Origin of the sequence: Chitinophaga varians (assembly GCF_012641275.1) — a bacterium.
GTDB classification, from domain to species: Bacteria; Bacteroidota; Bacteroidia; order Chitinophagales; family Chitinophagaceae; genus Chitinophaga; species Chitinophaga varians_A.
In genome coordinates, this window is sequence record NZ_JABAIA010000001.1 from 132,141 (window position 1) to 150,714 (window position 18,574).

Annotated in this window: 14 protein-coding genes; 3 read left to right on the plus strand and 11 right to left on the minus strand. The window is 52.9% G+C overall.

All coding sequences use genetic code 11. The features are described from left to right. Window positions 1-20: 20 nt before the first annotated feature. Window positions 21-1,337 carry a PQQ-dependent sugar dehydrogenase gene (locus tag HGH92_RS00500; RefSeq protein WP_168868819.1) on the minus strand — a complete coding sequence of 439 codons (1,317 nt, stop codon included), beginning with the start codon at window positions 1,335-1,337 and terminating at the stop codon, window positions 21-23. 198 nt (window positions 1,338-1,535) lie between these two features. On the opposite strand from HGH92_RS00500, the gene HGH92_RS00505 reads away from it, so the two are divergent. Continuing rightward, window positions 1,536-1,943 (plus strand): response regulator, encoded by a 408-nt coding sequence (locus HGH92_RS00505; protein WP_168868820.1) that lies wholly within the window; start codon window positions 1,536-1,538, stop codon window positions 1,941-1,943. Here the strand turns inward: HGH92_RS00505 and HGH92_RS00510 are convergent. From HGH92_RS00510 to HGH92_RS00525, 4 genes are all read right to left on the minus strand, one after another. After that, complete coding sequence (locus HGH92_RS00510; RefSeq protein WP_168868821.1) at window positions 1,936-2,430, minus strand: DUF421 domain-containing protein; 495 nt, start codon at window positions 2,428-2,430, stop codon at window positions 1,936-1,938. The genes HGH92_RS00505 and HGH92_RS00510 overlap by 8 nt on opposite strands. A gap of 1 nt (window position 2,431) precedes the next feature. Next, window positions 2,432-2,905: an inorganic diphosphatase gene (locus HGH92_RS00515; protein WP_168868822.1), complete on the minus strand. Its 474-nt coding sequence runs from the start codon at window positions 2,903-2,905 to the stop codon at window positions 2,432-2,434. A gap of 97 nt (window positions 2,906-3,002) precedes the next feature. After that, the gene (locus HGH92_RS00520) at window positions 3,003-7,217 is read right to left on the minus strand and encodes a PAS domain S-box protein (RefSeq protein ID WP_168868823.1); all 4,215 of its coding nucleotides are present in this window, start codon (window positions 7,215-7,217) and stop codon (window positions 3,003-3,005) included. Between the two features lie 59 nt (window positions 7,218-7,276). Beyond that, entirely contained in the window at window positions 7,277-8,488 is a 1,212-nt protein-coding gene (locus tag HGH92_RS00525) for an MFS transporter (RefSeq protein WP_168868824.1), read from the minus strand. 271 nt (window positions 8,489-8,759) lie between these two features. Here HGH92_RS00525 and HGH92_RS00530 point away from each other — a divergent pair, with 271 nt between their 5' ends. Together HGH92_RS00530 and HGH92_RS00535 are read left to right on the plus strand one after the other, a co-directional pair. Beyond that, a complete protein-coding gene (locus tag HGH92_RS00530; protein WP_168868825.1) occupies window positions 8,760-9,959 on the plus strand; it encodes a sensor histidine kinase in 1,200 nt (399 codons plus the stop codon). 236 nt (window positions 9,960-10,195) lie between these two features. Continuing rightward, window positions 10,196-11,788, plus strand: a complete 1,593-nt coding sequence (locus HGH92_RS00535; protein WP_168868826.1) for an ABC-F family ATP-binding cassette domain-containing protein — start codon at window positions 10,196-10,198, stop codon at window positions 11,786-11,788. 4 nt (window positions 11,789-11,792) lie between these two features. On the opposite strand, the gene HGH92_RS00540 is transcribed toward HGH92_RS00535, so the two are convergent. The 6 genes from HGH92_RS00540 to HGH92_RS00565 all read right to left on the minus strand — a co-directional run bounded on the left by HGH92_RS00540 (window position 11,793) and on the right by HGH92_RS00565 (window position 18,489). Then, the gene (locus tag HGH92_RS00540) at window positions 11,793-12,980 is read right to left on the minus strand and encodes a M20 family metallopeptidase (RefSeq protein ID WP_168868827.1); all 1,188 of its coding nucleotides are present in this window, start codon (window positions 12,978-12,980) and stop codon (window positions 11,793-11,795) included. Continuing rightward, a complete protein-coding gene (locus HGH92_RS00545) occupies window positions 12,973-14,028 on the minus strand; it encodes a dihydrodipicolinate synthase family protein (protein WP_168868828.1) in 1,056 nt (351 codons plus the stop codon). The genes HGH92_RS00540 and HGH92_RS00545 overlap by 8 nt, the downstream gene beginning before the upstream one ends. A gap of 29 nt (window positions 14,029-14,057) precedes the next feature. After that, window positions 14,058-15,077, minus strand: a complete 1,020-nt coding sequence (locus HGH92_RS00550) for an NAD-dependent epimerase/dehydratase family protein (protein WP_168868829.1) — start codon at window positions 15,075-15,077, stop codon at window positions 14,058-14,060. Further along, window positions 15,074-15,865 (minus strand): glucosamine-6-phosphate deaminase, encoded by a 792-nt coding sequence (locus HGH92_RS00555; RefSeq protein ID WP_168868830.1) that lies wholly within the window; start codon window positions 15,863-15,865, stop codon window positions 15,074-15,076. The genes HGH92_RS00550 and HGH92_RS00555 overlap by 4 nt, the downstream gene beginning before the upstream one ends. Window positions 15,866-15,941: 76 nt before the next feature. Further along, window positions 15,942-17,132, minus strand: a complete 1,191-nt coding sequence (gene nagA, locus HGH92_RS00560) for an N-acetylglucosamine-6-phosphate deacetylase (RefSeq protein WP_168868831.1) — start codon at window positions 17,130-17,132, stop codon at window positions 15,942-15,944. Further along, complete coding sequence (locus HGH92_RS00565) at window positions 17,113-18,489, minus strand: sugar MFS transporter (protein WP_168868832.1); 1,377 nt, start codon at window positions 18,487-18,489, stop codon at window positions 17,113-17,115. The genes nagA and HGH92_RS00565 overlap by 20 nt, the downstream gene beginning before the upstream one ends. Window positions 18,490-18,574: the final 85 nt, after the last annotated feature.

An 18,574-nucleotide genomic window follows, 5' to 3' on the forward strand; every position in this document is an offset into this window, starting at 1 on the left:
AAATCAAAAAACCCTAAATATCAATGGTGGTGTATCCGCCAGATCACATTGCTGACATCATCCGTAATCAGTAAATCGCCATCGGGCAGCATGGCAATCCCTACCGGGCGGCCGTGTACCTCACTTTGGGTCTGATTTGCCACAAAACCGGTCAGAAAATCTTCCGGGGGCCCCGCAGGACGGCCGTTTTGGAAAGGAACAAAGACTACTTTATAACCGGAGATAACAGAGCGGTTCCAGGAACCATGCTGCGTAATAAACGCGCCATGATGGTATTTTGACGGAAATGATTTGCCCCGGTAAAACAGCAGACCCAGCGAGGCGGTATGAGAGCCCAGCGGCACATCCGGCGTTATCACCGGCTGCCTGGGCGCCATCGCCATTTCCTTTTCCATGCGCGGTTCCGGGTGCGACCCGTAGTAATAAAAAGGCCAGCCGTAAAATCCGCCAGGCTGCACGGCCGTAAGGTAATCCGGTACCAGTTCATCGCCCAGCTCGTCGCGCTCGTTGACGGCCGCCCACAGCTGGTGTGTGCCCGGCGCCCAGTCCATCCCCACAGGGTTGCGCAGTCCCGATGCATATACATGTTCCCCGCTGCCGTCCATATTCACTTCCAGTATGCAGGCCCTGCCGACCTCATTGTCCAGCCCCTTTTCCGCGACATTGGTGCCCGCCCCCACGCCGATATATAATTTCCTTCCGGACGGGTCCTGTAACAACGACCGTGTCCAGTGCTGGTTGTGCTCACCTGCCGGCAGGGACAACAGCTTTACGCCGGTGTCACGGATAATGGTATCGCCGGTGTGATAAGAAAAACGCATTAAAGCGTCCGTATTTCCCACGTAAAAATGGTCCCCGGACACCAACATGCCAAAAGGCTGATTGAGGTCTTTCCTGAGCAGGTAATGTTGTTCTGCGTAACCGTCTTTATTCGTGTCACGCAACAGGGTGATGCGATTGGCGCTTTCACCGTAATGCTGTGTTTTAATTTTACGGGAGATTTTAGCGCCTGCTTTTTTGATCCCTTTGAGTATTTTGTTGGACTCCGCTACGAACACATCACCATTGTCTGCTACGTATAGCCATCGGGGATGGTCGAGGCCGTCAGCGAAACGGGTTACCGTGAAACCGGCCGGGGCCACGGGTGTTTGGCCGTTGGTCCACCCGATCACCCTGCTGTAGTTCATCGCAGAAGGCGTGGCATAGGGCGCCGGGAGTGAATCGGCCCGATAACCTTTGGTAGTCGCTGAGCCGCCATAAGAACCCGGATTAAGCTTTGACGCGTGACAGGCCGTCCATAACAACGACCACAACAACAAACGGTGAGTGACCTTCATAAGGTAACTATTTACAGGATTCCTGATTATCCATGCAAATAAAACTCCAATCGGCTTTAGCTGTCACAACAATATATTACGTATATTATTATTTGATTTTATCTATTTAATGACCGATATTTATAACCCTATGAAAATATCAAACTGAGAAATTTAGATTGGAATTTTTCATTTGTAAACCTGATTTAACCATATAACATGAAGCCACACACCCTCCTGGTCATCGATGATGACGCTGATGACAGGATTTTCTTCAGTGAAGCCATCAAAAAAGTCTCGCCCGATGTGGAGACCCACTACTGCGAAAGCGGTATCCAGGCCATTGACATGCTCTTTACAAGAAAAATCGTTGATCCGGATTATATATTCCTGGACATGAACATGCCGATGATGAACGGCAAGGAGTGTTTGCGGGAACTGGGGAAACTCATTCACCGAAGCATTACCAAAGTAGTGGTCCTTAGTACTTCCGATATGGTAGAAGACGTACAGGAATCCATGGCGCTGGGCGCCCGCCTGTTCGTCACCAAGCCGGATTCTTTTGATGCCCTCTGTCGTATTTTAAAAGATGTGCTGGAAGAAAAATGGCACAAGTGTTTTAAGTAAACTTCTTCAGCAGGAAACTGATTCTTCCGTTCGTTTCCATATACGCCTTCTCTATCTTTTCCAGTGAGTCTTGTTTCGTCTCCAGTCTGAGACTTTCCATCAGGTCCGATTTACTTAACGCTGCTACTTTCATATTGTCCCAGTGCATCTGGCCATTCTCATACAGCAGCAGGCGTTTTCCTTTTATTACATCGTTAACGGCGTCATTGGCGGCGCATGACCATGCCATGATACGATTGATGATGACCATGGTGGTGGATGCCGCCACCGTGGACCAGAAAGGTGATGCCCCAATGACTCCCCTGGCGAGAATAGCGCCCATCATAATGATAATGATCGTATCAAACGGAGAACGTTTGCCAAAGATCCGCATGCCTCCCAGCCGGATCAGGAGGAAGGCGATGAAAAACATACAGACGGCACGGACAGACATCTGCAAAAGGTCCAGTTTCTCTCCGTCGCCCCATAAGACAACAGCGATATCCATATCAAACGAATTTTATTTGCTCATAGGCCGGGGCCGCGTCCAGATAGCCGGCCGGTTTAAACAGCCTGCCTTCCAGTCCGTGGTAGGCCACAAAAAAGCTCTCCAATTCCCGCACCAGTTTATCCGGCACCACGTCCACTTCCTTGTAGACCCTTGACAAAAACGGCACGGCAATATACCGGTCCATCCGTACCTGTGCCCCGTCAGGCTCATATACAACGGCCTTAATGGCGCCGATTAACCGGCATTTAATCATACATCCGGTAAAAGTTTTGAATTCGGACAATACCATCACGTTCAGCGGGTTTCCATCTTCTGCCCTGGTGCCGGGGATGAAGCCCATGTCAAACGGGAACATCATGCCGGCGGGCAATGCCTCGCTTAAAACAAAGAAGCGTGACACCGGATCAAAATCATATTTTTCACTGCTCCCTTTGGGTGTTTCAATCACCACATGCAGCTCTTTTATAATCATGTATTCGCAATTAACCTGGTCAACGATAAAAGAGATAAATAGGCGGACAGCTGCATCGATCAAAAAAAGTACCAATCGAAGGAGGCCGGGTTAATATTTACATGGCAGGCAAAACAACGTTAAAAACGGCGCCCTCGGCCGGAATGCCAAATGCGCGGATACACCCCTTGTGGTTAAGGGCGATCTTGTTGCACAACGCCAGCCCGATACCGGTGCCTTCATAAGCGGCACGGTTGTTCAGGCGCTGGAAAATCTGAAAGATCTTGTCTTCATACACCTGGTTAAAACCAATACCATTGTCTTTTACAGAGATCTCATAATAACTGCGGCTGCTGTCCAGTTCAGGATAAACGGCAAAGTCCTCCGGCGTCAGCAATCGTGCGCTGACGCGTATTTCCGGGGCACGGTCTTCTGCGGTGAACTTTAATGCATTACCGAGCAGGTTGTACAGCAGCTGGTTCATCTGTAACGGCACCGCGGTTATAACGGGCAGCGGGTCAATCGTCACTGTAGCGTTTTTCTGCCCTATCGTCACTTCAAAATCATTGATCACATGTGTCATCACCTCATGAAGGTCGGTGAGCACAAAAGGATCATCCGTGCGGTTGAGACGGGAGAAATTCAGCAGGTCATGTATCAGCTGTGACATACGCCGGGCGCTGATCATCATCTTTTCCACGTACAATTTGCCGGCATCGCTTAACATGCCCTGTGTGGAATCACTGAGCAGACCGGCGAACGTATGAATTTTCCGCAGCGGCTCCTGCAGATCATGACTGGTCACAAACGCAAACTGCTCCAGCTCCTTATTGGATTTTTCAAGATAATAGTTGGCTTCTGTGAGTTCGAGCGTACGCTGGGCCACGATCGCCTCCATTTCCTGCGCCACCTGCATGTAACGCGCTTCGCTTTCCCGGAGGGCGGAGAAAAGTTTTCGCTGTTCGGTGATATCCCGCGCTATTTTAGATGCCCCTACAATACGTCCCTGTGCGTCTTTCAGGGGAGATACCGTCAGGGAGATGTCCAGCAGGCGGCCATCTTTTGTTTTGCGTTTGGTTTCGAAGTGGTCAACAACCAGTCCTCTCCTGAGCCGGTTAATAATTTCTGTTTCTTCCTGCGCACGGTCTTCCGGTATCAGGATCATGATCGATTGTCCGATGGCCTCCCGGCTGGTATAACCAAAAAGTTTTTCTGCGCCGGGGTTCCAGCTGGTAATGATGCCATCAAGCGTTTTACTGACGATGGCGTCGTCGGAGCCTTCCACGATGGCGGCCAGGCGGGCCATATGTATTTCTGCGGCCCTCAGGTCGGTGATATCGATCAGCATATTAACGGCGCCGGTTATACATCCCTGCTCATCGAAAACGGGATCAGGATAGGGCTGCACATGTCTGCGGGTGCCGTCAGGTCTTTCCACGATGATTTCTGCCCCGCGGATAGCCTCTCCTGTCTGCAATACCCGGGCCATCGGACAAGTGTCCAGTGGCACCGGCGTAATGCCATCGATATCAAAAATTTTCCAGGAACCGCACCACATGTCTTTTCCGACAAAAGGTGCACGGCCCCATAATACCACGGCGGCTTCATTGTACCATAGTATGCGGCCGTCCGCATCGCAGGTATATATCGCTGCCGGCAAGCCTTGCAGCAGATGACGGTAGTACCGTTCGCTGCTTTCCACCCGCCGCAGGGCGTCTACTGTTTCCGTCACGTCTACCGCCACCATCATGATGCCGGTAATGCCTCCGTTATAATCCTGCACGGGGTGCAGCACATAATTAAAATATTGTTTGACGCGACTACGCTGACGGATAAACGTTAATTCCTGTGCTTTGCCTTCATAGGGTTCAGCGGTATGCAGCACTTTGTCCAGTATTTCACGGTACCCGTTGGTGTTCAGCGCTGGCACGATGTCCAGCAATGACCTGCCCACCAATTCAGTTTCTTCCATGCCTACTGTTTCAAGATAACGGTTGTTGGCCAGTTCCACGATATGGTCCGGCCCCTGCAACAGCAGAATGGCTACGGGCGCCTGCCGGAACAGGTCGCGCAATTGGCGGGCCACATAGTTGCGGGCTTTTGCCGTATTGATATTCGCATCTACCCTCGACATCAGTTCACGGGAAGAAAAGGGTTTGGCCAGGTAATCGTCGGCACCGGCGTCCAGGCCTTCCACCGTCGCTTCTTCGCCGGCCCTGGCAGACAACAGCAGTACCGGCAGGTGCATGGTGGCCGGGTTTTGTTTCAGTAGTTTCACCAGTGCAAAACCATCTATCAGCGGCATCATCACATCGCTGATCACCAGGTCGGCAGGACGGCGGGCAATGGCTTCCAGCGCGGCGGCTCCGTCGCCTACGGCTACTACTTCATAACGGTCGCCCAGCAGTTTTTTAATATACTCCCGCATATCCGCATTGTCATCGGCCAGCAGGATATATGGCTTGCCTTCTTCGTTACCTGCCGGCTTAAAGGAGGTGGTGCCATCCCACCGGGAAGCTTCTTCCACAAAGGCATGCCGGCTGTCAAAACCTCCATGGCCCGTTGCGTCATGTTTTACCTTGTCTGCCGGAAGATGGGCATACCCCAGCGGTATACTGACGGAGAAGATGGACCCTGTGCCTTCCTGGCTGCTGACGGTGATATGGCCTCCGTGCAGCCGCACCAGCTCATTCACCAGTGACAGGCCAATGCCGGTCCCTTCCTGGCTTCGGCCATTTTTGTTATATACGCGGTGGAAACGTTGGAAAAGATTGGGCAGTTCAGCAAACGGGATACCTACGCCGGTATCTTCCACCGTCAGCACCATACAATCGGTATGCTCCCGGAGGCTGATGGTAATCTGTCCTTCCAGCGTATATTTAAATGCATTGGAAACAAGGTTCAGTACTATTTTCTCCCACATGTCCCTGTCCACATACACTGGTTGTGAAAAGTGGTCGTAGTCTGTCACCAGCGTGACACCGGCTTTACGGATGGCCGGCTCGAAATTGCTCACCAGGTCACGGACAAACGAGGCCATGTCAACAGGGCAATAATTTGCGTGTATTTTGCCGGCTTCGATACTGGAAAAATCCAGCAGGGAATTCACCAGTTTCAACAGGCGCCTTGTGTTGCGTTGCGCCAGTTGCAGTTCTTCCACCATACCGTCAGGCAACTGGTCTCCCCGGTTCAGCATATCTTCCAGCGGGCCTAACATCAGGGACAACGGCGTTCTGAATTCATGGCTGATATTACTGAAGAAAATAGTTTTGGCCCGGTCTATCTCCAGCAAGGCATTGACCCGCTGCTGTTCTTCTTCATACGCCCTGGTGGCTGCAATGGCGCTCCCGATCTGATCGGCCACCATCCGGAAAAATGCCAGGTATTTTTCATCAGGTTGCCGGTGTGGGTTCAGACCAATGATCAATACACCATAAGGCGCACCCGAATTGCTGTCCAGCACGGGTATTACCAGTGCTTTGTCGGGCGATAATTTCCAGGCGCCGGACGGCAGTGGCCCTGTTTTACTCCGGAGCTGGTCTGTCAACACCGGCTTATGGCTTTGCAGCACCTCGGCCAGCGGCCAGACCAATGTGTGGTTGTGTACGCCCGTTTCTGCCGGGAAAAAATTTTCCGGCAGGTCATTGGCTGTATAACGATTGAGATACTCCGGCTCATTATCGAGCACATAAAAACAAGCAAAAGGGAAATCGTATTCATTTTCCTTTAAAGCCAGGAGGCTGTTGGTATATACGTCCCGTACCTGTTTATTGTTCAGATTGAACCGTGCGAGGTCCTTCAGCGTGCGCATCTGACGGGCAGATATGATACGCTCTGTATCGTCGGTGTTGGCGCACAGGATACCTCCGGGCTCGCCATCGTCGCCGGGAATCGGGCTGTATGAAAACGTATAATAGGTCTCTTCCGGATAGCCGTTGCGCTCCATGATCAGCAGCAGGGCTTCATCGTAGGTGCCTTCATTGTCGCGCATGCACTGTTCCACACGGGGTTTGATCTGGTCCCAGATCTCCGACCATACCATACGGGCCGGCTGGCCGAGGCTGGCCGGATGTTTGCCGCCGACAATAGCACGGTAAGCATCATTATAAAAATTGAGCAGTTCAGGTCCCCACCATACAAACATGGGTTGACTGGAAGTGAGGATGATCCTTAAACAGGTTTTCAAGCTTTGAGGCCATCCGTCTACCGCGCCTATCGAAGTTTGCTCCCAGGGATAGTTTCTGATGAGGGCGCCGGTTTCACCACCACCGGCAAGAAAGGGATACCTGTCTGCATTAACTGTATCAACAATGGCCATCAGCGATATTTTCATTTAAATCCGCTATAAATATAAGGATTTAAACGTTCCGGCTAACACGAAATGGTTACGGATCAAGCCGCCACGGCCTTTTTCAGGGACAGGCGCCATAGTCCTACCGCACAGATGATACAAACAACGATCAGTATGGACCACAACATAACAAAGCCCCAACGTTCCGCTACCAGCGCGCCGCCACCCGGTCCTATCACCTGGGCCACTGACCAGGTCAGCGCATATGCCGCTGCATAACGCCCTCTGTTCGTGTCATTGGAGCGGCCCATGATCACCGCGTTGATAAAAGGAAACGCCATCATCTCCCCGACAGTAAAAAACACTACCCCCAGAAAAGCAAATATGACCGGCACCACGGGCGGCACCAGGAAAAACAGGTAACCAACCGCTGTTACCACCACACCGCCCACAATATAGTACAGCGATGATTTACGGCTCTCCCAGCGTCTTACCAGCACCATTTCAAACAACGCGATGATCACGCCGTTCACCCCCAGCAACAGCCCTATCAACGATTCGTTCATATGCCAGTCGTTTTTCCAGTAGATCGGCACAAGCCGGAAAATAAGCCCGAAAGAGGCGGTATAGATGGTGACCCAGATCAGAAAACGGAACAGGAAAGGATCTTTCCAGATGGGAAGCTCGCCGGTAACATGACTGACAGTGGCGGTGCGCGGCGCTCCTTTGTAGGCCGGCAATAAAAAGGTGATCAACAGTCCCACTAAAATATATACGCCCCCTTCTACCCAGAACAACAGGTGATAGTTGATGGCCGCCAGGATACCACCGATAGAGCTGCCCAACGCCCAGCCAAGGTTCATCGCAAAGCGGTTGAGCGAATAGGAACGGGTCAGGTTCTCCGGTTTGGAATAGGCGGCAATGGCTGCCCCATTGGCAGGTCTGAAGGCTTCCGCCACAAAGCTCAGTACGACCGTCATCACACAGAGGACAGAAAAATGGGTGATATAACCAAAGGTGATGAACAACAGGCCACCGGCAATGGAGGTAAAAATCTGAACGGCCCGGAAACCCAGTTTATCAATAAAGTAGCCGCTTGCCAGCGATCCCAGTACAGCACCGACCCCAAATAAGGTTATAATAAGGCCCGCGTCGGCAATGTCGCGGTGCAGGTTCTTCGTCAGATAGATGCTCAGAAACGGCGCCACCATGGTACCCGTACGGTTAATCAATATCACCAGGCTCAGTAGCCAGGTTTCCCTGCTCAGTCCACTAAATGAAGACCGGTAGGTCTGCGTAATCTTTGCTAACATTCTCCTTTCTTGGTTTCTTTAAATGATTCGCTGAACCCTTTTTTAAAATATGGTACGCTTTTTAGTAAGTAAATTTCACATTAAGCTGCTATTTTTAATTAGTCCAGTTTGGAGATTTGAGGTAGACCAATTCTTTCCTGCTATTTATTTTTAGCTTTGCCACATGCCACCATCTATGAGAATTGACTTTAAAAAGCAACTGCAAGAGAAACTATTATACCTTGTTGGCCCACCGGAACAAGTAACCCTGGAAAATCGCATTTTCAACTCTATGTGCCTGATCGCAATGGCAGTAAGCGTTGTACAGATGCCGTTCAATTATTTCACCGGCCTCAAAATGACCGGATATATTTTCGGACTGCTGTTAGTGGCATTGGCAGGCCTGTATTACCTCTCGCGTTTTAAAGACCGTTCCGCGCTCAGTATAGCCATTTCCGTTGTACTGGTCAATTTGTTGTTTGCCTGGATTTATTTTGTGAGCTCCGGCATCTCCGGGGCCAGCCTGATGACCTTCACGCTCACCTTCTTTCTGGTGATGATCGTAGCGCCCCGCGGGCAATACGTGCTATGGCTGACCTTCAACCTGTTGCTGGTGACGGCCGTTATTCTTATCGAGTACTACCATCCTGAACTGGTGCCTAATATGTACCCGGACCGGGAATCGAAGATAGTGGACCTCTCTGCTACTTATATCACCAGTGTGCTGGTGATATTTTTCGGTACCATCTACCTGAAAAATGCGTATAACAGCGAAAAACAACAAAGAGAAGAAAAAACAAGGGTGCTGGAAGTGCTGAACACAGAGAAGAACAAACTGTTTTCCATCATCTCCCACGACCTGCGCAGCCCGATGGCCTCCATACAATCTTATCTTGAACTGATGAAAGACATACAGCTGCCACCTGAGCAGAAGTTGCAGCTGGAAGCAGAGCTGCTGATGATGGTCAATAATACGCAGGACATGCTGTACAACATGCTATTGTGGTCCAAGAGCCAGTTGCAGGGACTCACTGTGCACCTGGCGCCGGTGAACGTTCACAAAGCCGTGATGCCGGTGCTGGACATACACGCCACATTTATCACCAACAAGCGGCTGCACCTCACCACTGATATTGATAAAAATATCATGGCCATGGCCGACCTCAATATGCTGCAGCTCATCGTCCGCAACCTCGTGGGCAACGCCATCAAATTCACTGCGCCCGGTGGACAGATCACGCTGGACGCCCGTCAGGAAAACCAGCATTGCCTGATCACCATCCGTGACACCGGCACCGGCATAGACCCTAAGCGGGTACCGGAAATCTTTTCGCTGAAAGCCCGCTCCACCTTCGGCACCGGCAACGAAAAAGGCATCGGGCTGGGCCTTTATCTCTGCAGCGAATACACCGCGGCCCAACATGGCCGCATATGGTTCCAGAACAATCCGGACAAGGGCTGTTCGTTTTTTCTGTCATTTCCTTTGGCCTGATCCGGGAAAATTGTATCTTTGCCCCATCATGTGAGAATTACCCACGCACATATAATCTTCTGTTCCGCTCCGGAACCTTGCGCCTAGCGAGCATTTCATCATATTTTTTTATTTTCTGGCTTAAACAAATCGCACGGCATGCCCGGTGATTATTCGTACATCTAAATTTAAACCCATGAAACAAGTAGCACACACAGCCGCCCGGAACCTTAATGTTTACACGACAAACAAAACGCATGCTACTCACCGCACAACACCTCCATTTTCAACTGCCGCCCAACAGGGTATTATTTGACGACCTGCATTTCACACTGGACAAAAACGAACATGCCGCCATCACCGGCGACAACGGCGCCGGTAAATCCACCCTGCTGAAAATACTGGCAGGCCAGCTGGCGCCGCAAAGCGGAACGATTGTGCGGAGCGCGCCCCTGTATTATGTGCCGCAGCATTTCGGACAGTTCAACGACCGCACCGTGGCCCAGGTACTGGGCATTGACGCCAAAATTCACGCGCTCCAGGCCATCCTGGCCGGTGATACGCAGGAAGCCCATTTCGACGCCCTGGGCGACGACTGGGACATCATGGAACGTTGCGAACAATTGTTCGCCCGCTGGGACATCGCCCATATTCCGCTGACAGCGCCCTTCTCGCAGCTCAGTGGTGGAGAAAAAACAAGGGCCTTCCTCGCCGGCAGCGATCTGACCGCACCTGCGGCCATCCTGCTGGACGAGCCCACCAATCACCTTGACAAAACCGCACGGTCACAGCTATACGAATGGGTGGCCCGCAGCAGCAAATCCCTGCTCGTGGTAAGTCACGACCGGCAACTGCTGGAACTGTGCAACCCTATCTGGGAGCTGTCCAATGCACGCCTGCAGGTGTATGGCGGCAACTACGCTTTTTATGAAAAGAAAAAAGCGGAAGAAACAGCCGCCCTGCAACAACAAATCGCCCATGCGGAGAAATCCCTGAAAGAGGCGCGGGCAGCACAACAGCAGGCTGCTGAAAGGCAGCAGCGCGAAAATGCGCGCGGGCAGAAAAGCCGCGCCGAAGGGAATATTCCCAAAATCCTGATGAACGGCCGCAGGGACCAGGCTGCCAAAACCACTGCCCGCACCCAGGAGGTGCACGCAGAAAAAGTAGCAGGCCTGCAAGCCACGCTGGACGCGGCTTCTGCCAACGACCAGGTGGCACGTATCATGAAAGGGCATTTTGCCACGCCTCCCGGCCATAAAGGCAAAATACTGGTGCAGGCGGAAGCACTTAATTATGCCTGGGCCGATGGCGCGCCACTATGGCCGCAACCACTCGATTTCATCATCAAAAGCGGCGACCGGCTGTCCATTTCAGGCAACAACGGCAGCGGTAAATCTACGCTCATCAAACTCATTACCGGCCAGCTGCCGCCCCAACAGGGACGCCTATACGTAGCACCGTTCAGCAGCCTGGTGCTGGACCAGGACTACAGCAGTATAGACCGCAGTAAAACCGTACGGCAGCAAGCCGCCGCCAACAATGACATCAAAGTGGACGAAGGTAAACTCAATACCATGCTGGTACGGTTTCTCTTTGGCCCCGATGACTGGGACAAACCCTGCAGCGCGCTAAGCGGCGGGGAAACACTCAGGCTGGCGCTGTGCTGTATGACGCTCCGGAGCCAGTCGCCCGACATGATCATCCTGGACGAACCGACCAACAACCTGGACCTGACCAACATCCAGATGCTGACACAGATATTCGCCGCGTACCAGGGCACGCTGGTCGTGGTATCGCACGACGCCCGCTTCCTGGAAGAAACGGGCGTCACGGAAACATTGCAGTTATAATTTCTTAATTGCCCAGTGTTTTCAGGGCGAGGTAAGCCATCAGGCCCGCGCCGGTTTCCAGCGCCTGCTCATCGGCATCAAAAGTGGCGGTGTGCAGGCCGGACACAATGCCGCGGGCCTCGTTGCGCACGCCGAGGCGGTAGAAACAGGCATCCGCCTGCTGGGAGTAATAGGCAAAATCTTCCGCCGCCATCCAGATATCAAGGTCCACCACATTATCCGCGCCGAGGAACTCTTCCGCATAGGTGCGGGTAATGTCGGTTAATTTTTCATTGTTGATCAGCACCGGGTATCCCTGATGTATTTCAATATCGCAGGCTGCCTCCATGCCTTCGGCGATAGAGACGGCCATCTTTTTTATTTTGGCATGCGCTTCCCTTCTCCACTTCTCATCAAGAGAACGGAAAGTACCTTCCAGCCGCACTTCGTCCGGGATCACATTGGTGGCCCCGTTGGCCAGCATCTTGCCAAAAGAAAGCACAGACGGCAGCAACGGGTTCACACGGCGGCTCACGATCTGCTGCAGGGCTATCACGATATGACAGGCCACCACCACCGGGTCTATCCCCAGGTGCGGCATCGCGCCATGACCGCCTTTGCCTTTCACTGTAATAAAAATCTCGTCATTGCTGGCCATATAACGGCCGCCTCTGAAGCCCACTTTGCCGGCAGGCAGTTCAGGCATGGTATGTTGCCCCAGTACATGATGCGGGCGCGGGTTTTCCAATACGCCTTCTTTGATCATCATGCTGGCGCCGCCGGGGATCAGCTCTTCCGCCGGCTGGAAGATGAGTTTCACGGTGCCCGCAAAATCGTCTTTCATCCTGCTGAGGATAGTGGCGGTGCCCAGTAACGATGACGTATGTACGTCGTGCCCGCAGGCATGCATTACACCGTCATGTTTGGACTTATAGGGCACATCGTTCAGTTCCCGGATGGGCAGGGCGTCGATATCCGCCCGCAGCGCCACCACCTGGCCATTTCCGGGCTTATTGCCTTGTAACAGGGCCACCAGACCGGTATTGGCCATTGGTTCAAAGGAAATGTCCAGCTCCTTCAGTTTGCCGGCAATAAAGGCAGCCGTGTTCACCTCCCTGTAGGACAGTTCCGGGTGCGCATGCAGATAGCGCCGGTTGGCGATCGTTTCTTCCTGGATATGGCCGGCCAGCTGCCGGATTTTTTCTTTAAGCATTGACGATATTTTTTTCCTTTTCAAGGAAAGCTTTCACGAAACCGTCGTCTGTCAGCTGCGGATAAGCGGCCGCCACACGGTCAATTTCTTCCAGCTGTCCCGGGGATAAAGTCTCCCTTTCATCCAGGCACCAGATGCCTTCCAGCAGGCCCTGTCGCCGCAATACCTCGTGGATACCGGCGATGGAACCGTGGAAAGCGTTGGATGGGTCAAACAGCGCCGCATTCATGTCGGTGACTGCTATCCCTTCTGTCAACAGTTTTCCTGCGCCCGAATAATCCTCAATGATACACTTTTTTATGCGATCGAAGAGCGGTACTACCTGGCTGGTCCAAACCGACCAGTGGCCCAGCAGTCCGCCCGCAAAACGTTTAGTCACCTCGCGGCCGTTGACTGTAAAGCGATAGGCCGTCAACAGGTCTGCCACAATATTATCATCGTTGCCGGTATACAGCGCAATATCATCGCAACGGGAGGAATGACAGACCGCCCTCACCACGTCGAGGGTTTGATACCGGTTGAACGGCGCCGTTTTAATGGCCTTCACGCCGGGGATCTCCACCAGCTGCTCCCAGAAACGATAACTCAGGATACGGCCGCCCACAGAGGGCTGCAGGTAGAAGCCAAAAACCGGGATGATTTCCGATACCGTCCGCACATGGGCTATCAGCTCTCCTTCCGACAGATGGTTTAAACCGCCCAAACTTAATAAACCCAGATGGTAACCATATTTCAGTGCCGTACGGGCTTCATCGGCCGCTTGTGCCGTAGGGCCGCAAAGACCGGCCACTTTGATAAAAGGGCGTGCCAGCTGCGCGGCGTCTATTTCTTCTGCCGCCAGTCGCAGCACGGTCTCATACAAACCTATTTTGGGATCGCGGATGGCAAACTGGGTCGTATGTACGCCCACCGCCACACCGCCAACACCACTGGCGATATAATAACGGGTAAGCCGGCGCTGACGGCGTTCGTCGAGCTGCCTGTGCGGGTCCAGCGCCAGCGGGTGCGCCGGGATAACAGTACCGCTGTATAATAAATCCGGTATCATGATGGATTGATTGTAAAAGATGATGAAGATTAAAACTGGCCTTCCCTTTCCTGGAAGTGTGTAGCCTTGGAGATGGTGCGGCCGCCCTGTTGCAGCCATGCCGCGGTGAGGCCGATCATTTCTTTCAGCGATACTTTCGGATAGCCGAACAGCCGGAAGCTCTCTGCGGCGTTGCTCAGCAAAGCGGTAGGTTGCTCTTCATTCACCAGGATGGGTTCTTTGCCGAGCAGTTTACCGAACTCTTTGGCTATCCAGCGTACCGGCGCTGTTTCCGGGCCGGTGATGTTCAGCAGTTTCGCGGGCGCGGCGCAATACGCGAACGCGCGTAAAGCCATTTCATTGGCATCGCCCTGCCAGATCACGTTCACATGGCCCATGCGCAGATCGATCGGTTTTTCGTCGCGTACCGATTTGGCTATTTCCAGCAGGACGCCGTATTGCAGGTCGTTGGCATAGTTGAGCCGGTACACCAGCACAGGCGTATTGTATTTGTTGGAGAAATGCTGGAACACCCGTTCCCTGCCGAGGCACGACTGGCCGTACTCCCCTACCGGCGCGGGCGCCATGGATTCATCCGCACCACCGTCCAGCACCGGTGTCAGCGGGTATACGTTACCGGTAGAATACACCACGATACGGGAGTGACGGTATTTCTCCGCCACTCTTCCGGGCAGGTAGGCATTCATGGCCCAGGTAAAGGCTTCTTTCCCGGTGGTGCCGAATTTGGTACCGGCGAGGTACAACACGTTTTTTACGTCCGGCAGTGCGGCGAGGTCGTCTTCATTCAACAGATCGGCGGCAATGGTTTCGATACCGTCCTGTTCCAGCTGTTCTTTTAAACCCGGTTCCGTCAGACGCGACACGCCGATGACCCTGCGGGGCACGCCGGACTTGTCGATGGCCTGTTTGGCCAGTTTCGCCAGGCTGGGACCGATTTTGCCGCCAACGCCCAGCAGGAGGATATCGCCTTCCAGGGCCGCCATGGCCGCTACCAGTTCGTCTGATGGCTGCAGTAACGCTGCTACTGTTTCCTGTATGTTACCTGTCATATGGTTGGTTTTATGTTGAAAGATGATAGATCGGTGTGCGCGGCACTGTCCCTGTCGAGATAGAGGACGGCCGCGGGATGTGTCCGCAAAACAGAAGAAGGGCATGCTTCCCGGACAGCGCCTTGCAGGGTGTGTTGCACGGCCGTAGCTTTCTTTTCACCGGGCACCATGCAGAAGAGATAACGGCCACGCATCAACGCAGGAACGGTGAGCGTGAGGGCAAAACGCGGTACCTCGGCTATCGTCGCAAAACAGCCGTCATTGACCTGTTGCCGGCGGCAGGCCTCATCCAGGTCCACCATCTTGACCAGCACCGGATCATTAAAATCAGCCACATGCGGGTCATTGAAGGCGATATGGGCGTTTTCGCCGATGCCCATGTTCACTATGTCTGTCGGATATTGCTCCAGCAAGGCGGCGTAGCGGCGGCATTCGGCCACCGGGTCTGCCGCTTGTCCGTTAAGATAAAACACTTCCCGGAACGGGACTTTCGAAAAAATACGGTCCCGCAGAAAATTACCAAAACCCTGTGGGGCATCGGCCGGCAGGCCTGCATATTCGTCCATATGGAAAGCATTTACCCGTTGCCAGTCGATGCCCGGTTGTACCGCCAGCGTTTCCAGGAACTCCTGCTGCGAAGGCGCTGCGGCAAAAATAATGTTGACCACAGGCTGCACTGCCAGCAAGCGGACAATGGCCGCTGCGGCTTGTTCAGCCGCGGCCGCACCCATGATCACGCGCGTGGGGTGTACCTGCACTTGTAACTTATCTGCAAAAAATTGAATCATGTTCACGCAAAGGCGCTAAGCAGCAAAGTCATTTGCTACTAAGCCCTGTATTTTTTAAGATGTGATTATTGTTGGTTCATTGCTCCTTCGCTGCCTGCGTCCCTTTGAGGAAAACCGTGCTTACCCTGATTTGTTCGTCGAAGAAAATGATGTCAGCATCTTTTCCTTCTACCAGCGAGCCGGTATGGCTTGCGATGCCGGCGATAGCAGCAGGTGTGGCGGTGGCCATGCGTACCGCCTCTACCAGCGGCACCTCCGCCATATTGACCATGGTGCGCACCAGTTGGTCGGCCGTGGCCACGCTGCCGGCAAAAGAGCTGCGGTCGGGCAGTTTGGCTACCCCATCTTCCACAATCACCGGAATACCGTTGTCCAGCCCTCCGAGGATGCTTTCTCCAGGCCCCATGCCGGCGGCGCGCATAGCATCGGTGATGAGGGCGGTTTTGCCCGGCCCTTTGATTTTATACACCAGCTTCAACAAAGGCGCCGGCAGATGTACGCCGTCGGCAATAATCTCCACGGTCATTTCATCGATCAGGTAGGCCGCTTCAACAGCGCCGGCGTAACGGAAAGCATTGCGCCGTGTGACGCCCGACATGGCGGAATACATATGCGTAATATGCGTATAGCCGTTCTCGTATGCTTCCAGCATTTCTTCGTAAATCGCGTCGGTATGTGCGGCGGCAGCAAGAATTCCCTTAGATCGCAGGTAACGGCCGAAAGGCAATGCCCCGGGCAGTTCCGGCGCCGCGCTCCAGCGTGTCACCACATTGGACGATGCCAGTACTTCCATATACTCCGCTGCGTCCGGGTTACGGATGTACTTCGGGTCCTGTGCGCCCCGCTGGTTCATGGCCACATACGGCCCTTCCAGGTGAAGCCCAGCGAAACGCGCGCCTGTGGCATTCTGTTTGTCCGCCGCTTCATATACTGCTATTGCTCTCAACAGACTGGCCTTGTCGCTGCTCAGCGTGGTCGGCACCATGGAAGTAGTGCCAAACTCACGGTGTTTGCTGGCCACTGCCAGAAAAGCCTCCACGGTGCCATCCATAAAATCATGGCCACCGCCGCCATGCACGTGCAGGTCCACAAAACCCGGTGACACATATTGACCTCCGGCATCTATCACAACAGCATCGGGCATGTCCACGTCCCGTTCACTGACAGCGAGGATACGCCCGCCTTCCGTGATCAGGGTGCCATTACGGATAACCCGGTAAGGCGTGATAATATGCCCGTTGACAATCTTATACTTTTTCTGTTCCATGTAATTCTTTTTCAGGGTGTACTTTCAACGAACGCGCAACAGGCGTCCAGTGCCTGATCTTATGCCCGTAGAAAGCGTAAAATATCAGGTACAGGTAACAAGGGAATAACACCCAGTAAGCATGACGCACATCATAGTGGTCAGCGAAATAACCGTATAAAGGTGGCAGCATGGCGTTACCGCTCAGTCCCATGATCATCAGTGAACCACCCAGTTTGGTGAACCGTCCCAGCCCGTCCAGCGCCAGCGGCCAGATACCTGCCCATACCAGCGAATTGGCAAATCCCAGTAACACCACAAACCAGATAGACACGTCAGTGGTATGGCCTAACAGCCTCACTTCGCCCCGCATATAAATAATACCGATGGTGAACAACGCGCCTAATAAGGTACAGATACGCAACGCATTCACCTGGCTGAGTAACTTCGGAATAGTAACGATCCCCAGCAGATAGCCGCAGATGGTCACAAACAAAGTATAGGACGGAAACGTCTTCGCTTCCATCAACGGAATATGCATGGAAGTCGCATATCCGATAATGGTATCGATCGCTACCACCTGCGTGCCCACATGAAGAAAAATAGCCACCGCGCCAAGTATCAGGTGCGGAAAACCGAAGATATTCTTTTTACCGGCATTGGCAACCGCTACGTCACCTTCCTCCTTCTCCGTGTCGATATCCGGCAGCGGGGAATAACGCACCAGTAGTCCTAACAAAAACAATACGACGGCCACAATACTGTAGGGCGTAATCACGCGGCGGATCAATTCGTCCAGTGCGGCTTCCTTCACGGCGCCGGTCATATGCTGCAATTCCGCAAACAGCGTGCTGTCGGTCGGTTTCAGGATCACCGCCGCAAAAATCAACGGAGCAATAATACCAGCGCCCTTGTTGCAGATGCCCATGATACTGATACGTTGGGCAGCACTTTCCTTTGGCCCTAAAATAGTGATATATGGATTGGCGGCGGTTTGCAGCACTGCCAGTCCCAGTCCTATGGTGAACAGCCCCAGCAGAAATACTTCATACGTGCGCGTGTAGGCCGCAGGGATAAAAATGGCCGCTCCCAGCGCCATCGTCCAGAACCCAATCATGATGCCTTTCTTAAAACCCACTGCTTTCAGCAGGTAGGACGAAGGCACCGACATAATAAAGTAAGAAATGTAAAAAGCGAAGGCTACAAGATAAGACTGGAAGTTCGTCAGCTCGCAGGCAATCTTAAAGTACGGTATCAGAATAGCGTTGACCCAGGTGACAAAGCCGAAGATAAAAAACAGCATCCCGATGATCAGGATGGAGATAAACGTATCTCTGCGGCTCAGTTGTCCCGGGTCAACCCGGTTAGTGTTTTTCATAAATTACGAATTACGAATTACGAATTACGAATTACGAATTGGCGCTTACTGATAGAATCGTTCTGTTAGAGAACTCTTCATTCGT

Bases quoted from the DNA above. Each gene is read 5' to 3' on its own strand.
- HGH92_RS00500 (WP_168868819.1), bottom strand. From the start codon at position 1,337: ATGAAGGTCACTCACCGTTTGTTGTTGTGGTCGTTGTTATGGACGGCC.
- HGH92_RS00505 (WP_168868820.1), top strand. From the start codon at position 1,536: ATGAAGCCACACACCCTCCTGGTCATCGATGATGACGCTGATGACAGG.
- HGH92_RS00510 (WP_168868821.1), bottom strand. From the start codon at position 2,430: ATGGATATCGCTGTTGTCTTATGGGGCGACGGAGAGAAACTGGACCTT.
- HGH92_RS00515 (WP_168868822.1), bottom strand. From the start codon at position 2,905: ATGATTATAAAAGAGCTGCATGTGGTGATTGAAACACCCAAAGGGAGC.
- HGH92_RS00520 (WP_168868823.1), bottom strand. From the start codon at position 7,217: ATGAAAATATCGCTGATGGCCATTGTTGATACAGTTAATGCAGACAGG.
- HGH92_RS00525 (WP_168868824.1), bottom strand. From the start codon at position 8,488: ATGTTAGCAAAGATTACGCAGACCTACCGGTCTTCATTTAGTGGACTG.
- HGH92_RS00530 (WP_168868825.1), top strand. From the start codon at position 8,760: ATGTGCCTGATCGCAATGGCAGTAAGCGTTGTACAGATGCCGTTCAAT.
- HGH92_RS00535 (WP_168868826.1), top strand. From the start codon at position 10,196: ATGCTACTCACCGCACAACACCTCCATTTTCAACTGCCGCCCAACAGG.
- HGH92_RS00540 (WP_168868827.1), bottom strand. From the start codon at position 12,980: ATGCTTAAAGAAAAAATCCGGCAGCTGGCCGGCCATATCCAGGAAGAA.
- HGH92_RS00545 (WP_168868828.1), bottom strand. From the start codon at position 14,028: ATGATACCGGATTTATTATACAGCGGTACTGTTATCCCGGCGCACCCG.
- HGH92_RS00550 (WP_168868829.1), bottom strand. From the start codon at position 15,077: ATGACAGGTAACATACAGGAAACAGTAGCAGCGTTACTGCAGCCATCA.
- HGH92_RS00555 (WP_168868830.1), bottom strand. From the start codon at position 15,865: ATGATTCAATTTTTTGCAGATAAGTTACAAGTGCAGGTACACCCCACG.
- nagA (WP_168868831.1), bottom strand. From the start codon at position 17,132: ATGGAACAGAAAAAGTATAAGATTGTCAACGGGCATATTATCACGCCT.
- HGH92_RS00565 (WP_168868832.1), bottom strand. From the start codon at position 18,489: ATGAAAAACACTAACCGGGTTGACCCGGGACAACTGAGCCGCAGAGAT.